This window comes from Microbacterium sp. 13-71-7 (genome assembly GCF_002257455.1).
GTDB lineage: Bacteria > Actinomycetota > Actinomycetes > Actinomycetales > Microbacteriaceae > Microbacterium.
Genome location: NZ_NCKN01000331.1, coordinates 1 through 3311, shown reverse-complemented (window position 1 = coordinate 3311; position 3311 = coordinate 1). Strand labels below are relative to the sequence as shown.

3 protein-coding genes are annotated in these 3311 nt (G+C 71.9%); 1 reads left to right on the top strand and 2 read right to left on the bottom strand.

Translation table 11 applies throughout. The features are described from left to right. Positions 1-867 (top strand): ROK family protein (locus tag B7X32_RS19715; protein WP_292723640.1); only part of this gene is annotated, 867 nt, incomplete at its 5' end. 130 nt (positions 868-997) lie between these two features. Here B7X32_RS19715 and B7X32_RS19710 read toward each other — a convergent pair. Continuing rightward, complete coding sequence (locus B7X32_RS19710; RefSeq protein ID WP_292723638.1) at positions 998-2533, bottom strand: alpha-N-arabinofuranosidase; 1536 nt, start codon at positions 2531-2533, stop codon at positions 998-1000. Positions 2534-2553: 20 nt separating this feature from the next. Then, on the bottom strand, positions 2554-3311 hold a 758-nt coding region (locus tag B7X32_RS19705; RefSeq protein ID WP_292723636.1), incomplete at its 5' end, for a carbohydrate ABC transporter permease.

Genomic DNA, 3311 nt, shown 5'->3' with positions numbered 1-3311 from the left:
CCGCTGGGCGGCGCCGTGCGCGAACGGGTGCGGATCCCCGTCGAACGCCCGGACGTCTCGGACGTCGTCGAGCTCGTCGCCCGCGTCGTGGCGGACTGGCGCGGCGGCGCCCTGGCGGGGTGCCGCATCGAAGGCGTGGGAGTCGCGGTGCCCGGTCTCGTGCGGGTCTCCGACGGACTCGTGCGGCTCGCGCCGCACCTGGAGTGGCGCGATGCGGACATCGCCGGACCGCTCGCCGCCGCGCTCGGCCTCGACGTCGTGGTGGGCAATGACGCCTCCCTCGGTGCGCGGGCGGAGCGGCTGTTCGGCGCCGCCAGGCAGCACGAGGACGTCGTCTACCTCAACGGCGGCGCCAGCGGCATCGGCGGCGGGCTCATCCTGCACGGCACGCTCATCGGCGGCGTCGGCGGATACGCCGGCGAGTGGGGGCAGACCGCGGCGAGCGTGGCGGAGGCCGCCGACCGGCGGGCCGAGGGCGGCGTGCTGGAGGACGAGGTCAACCGGGCCCGGCTCGTGCAGGCCGCGGACCTGGCCGCCCCGGACGACGCCGAGCTCCGCACCGCCCTCGCCGCGTCCGCCGACGGGGGGCCGGCGGCCGCCGAGGTCGCGCGGCAGCGGCGCATCCTCGCCGCCACGCTCGGCAACGCCGTGAACGTGCTCAACCCGTCGATGATCGTGCTGGGCGGATTCCTCGGGATCCTCCGGGACCTCGATCCGCAGGGCTTCGACGACGAGGTGCGCGGGCGCGCGCTCGCCGCGTCCGCCGAGGGCCTGGAGCTCTCCGCCGCCGCGCTCGGTGCGGATCGCCTGCTGATCGGCGCGGCCGACGCGGCCTTCGAGCGCCTGCTGGCGGATCCGCTGGGCTGACGACCCAGCGGCCGGCGCTCCTCGCGGGGTCGTCGAGCGAGGACGCCGAAGGCGACCGAGACGAAACGCGGTGCCCTCGCAGGAGCACCGCGTCTCGTCTCACCGTCGGCTCGTCTGGCGACCCAGCGGGTCAGCCGCGGGCGACCTCGAGCTCGACCGCCGACCACGACAGGGCCGGCAGGGTGAGGCGCACCGCGCCGTCGTCGAGGGCCACGCCGTCGAGCGGCCGCAGCCCCACGGCGTCCGGGGCGTCGAGCAGGTTCGCGGTGAGGCGGTCGCCGTCCTCGGGCACCGTGAGCACCTCCGCCGAGCGCAGCGCGGTCGCGCGCAGCCCGTGCAGATCCAGGTCCACCGTGGCCTCCGCGTCGAGCGACCGGTTCGCCACGAAGAGCGCGAGCCGGCCCGACTCCTCGTCCCAGGTCGCGACCGCGTCGACCTCGTCCACGTCGCCGTAGCGGGCGGTCGGGGCCTTCGTGGAGGAGACCGCCAGACGCAGGATCCGCCCCTTCGCCATCTTCGCCATGCGCGCGAACGGCCAGAAGATCGACTGCCGCCAGGCGGGCCCGCCCTCTTCGGAGCGGATCGGGGCGATCACGTTCACGAGCTGCGCCTGGTTCGCGATCCTCACCCGGTCGCCGTGGCGCAGCAGGCTGTGCAGGAACGTGCCGACCACGACCGCATCCGTGACGTTGTAGGTGTCCTCGATGAGGCGCGGGTGCTCGCGCCAGGTCTTCTCGACCTGGTGCGGCTGGTCGTCGGTGTCCAGGCCCGACTGGTACCAGACGTTCCACTCGTCGAACGAGATGTCGACCTGCTTGGTGTGCTTGCCCGCGGCCTTGACGGCGTCGATGGTCGCGACGACGCCGTCGATGAACGCGTCCATGTCCACCGCCTCGGCGAGGAAGGACGCGGCGTCGCCGTCGTGCTCCTGGTAGTACGCGTGCATCGAGATGTAGTCCACCTCGTCGTACGCGTGCGTGAGCACCGTGTGCTCCCAGGTGCCGAAGGTCGGCATCTGCCGATTCGAGGATCCGACCGCGACGAGCTCGATCGTCGGATCCACGAGCTTCATCGCCTTGGCGGTCTCCTGCGCGAGGCGCCCGTACTCGGCGGGGGTCTTGTGGCCGATCTGCCACGGGCCGTCCAGCTCGTTGCCGAGGCACCACAGCCTGATGTCGAAGGGATCCTCCGCGCCGTTGCGACGCCGCAGGTCCGACCAGTACGTGCCGCCGGGGTGGTTCGCGTACTCGACCAGTGCGCGTGCCTCCTCGACCCCGCGCGTGCCGAGGTTGATCGCCTCCATCACCTCGACCTCGGCCTCGCGCGACCAGTCCACGAACTCGTGGAGCCCGAACGCGTTGGTCTCGATCGTGTGCCAGGCGCCGTCGATCCGCACGGGGCGCTCCGCGGCCGGGCCGACGCCGTCCTCCCAGCGATAGCCGGAGACGAAGTTGCCTCCCGGGTAGCGGATCACGGTGGGGCCGAGCTCGCGCACGAGCTCGAGCACGTCGGTGCGGAAGCCTCGGGCGTCCGCCGCGGGGTGTCCCGGCTCGTAGATGCCGGTGTAGACGCAGCGGCCCATGTGCTCGACGAACTGGCCGAAAAGGCGGCGCGGGACGTCGGCGATGGTGAAGTCGCGGTCGATGGTGATGCGGGCGTGGGTCATGGGGGTCCGATCCGTTCGGGTCATTGACCGCCGAAGCCGCTGGTGGCGACTCCCTTGACGATCTGCTTCTGGAAGATGAGGAACACGATGATGAGGGGCAGGGCGGCGAGCACGGCCTGGGCCATGACCTGCGCGTACTGCACGCCGTAGGCGCTGATGACGGTCTGCAGACCGACCGGCAGCGTCATCAGGCCGGTGTCGTTGATGACGAGGAACGGCCACAGGAAGTTGTTCCACGCGCCGATGAACACGAAGATCGCGACGGAGGCCAGGATCGGCCGGCTGAGCGGCAGCACGACCGACCAGAACACCCGGAACCTGCTCGCGCCGTCGACGCGCGCCGCGTCCTCCAGCTCGATCGGGATCGCGTCGAAGAACCGCTTCAGGATGAACACCATCGCCGGCGCCACGACCTGCGGCAGGATCAGGCCCCAGTGGGTGTCCACCAGGTTGAAGGCCAGCATCTCGTAGAACAGCGGGATGATCAGCACCTGCGGCGGCACGACGATCGCGGCGATGATCGTCACGAACAGCCAGCGGCGGCCGCGGAAGTCGAGCCGGGAGAAGGCGTAGGCGGCCAGGGCCGAGATCGTCACCGTGATGACGGTGACGGCGGTCGCGGTCCACAGGCTGTTCCACGCCCACAGGTACACGTTGCCCTGCGACAGGATCGCGGTGAACGCCTGGCCGGTCGGGCCGCTCGCCCCGATCCAGCCCGGGTCGCCCGAGGCGGCGTCGGTCTCGGTCTTGAACGCGGTCGCGACGGCCCACAGGAAGG

What these genes read in the sequence shown, in the direction of transcription:
- B7X32_RS19710 (WP_292723638.1), bottom strand. Translation starts at nt 2,533, where the DNA reads ATGACCCACGCCCGCATCACCATCGACCGCGACTTCACCATCGCCGAC.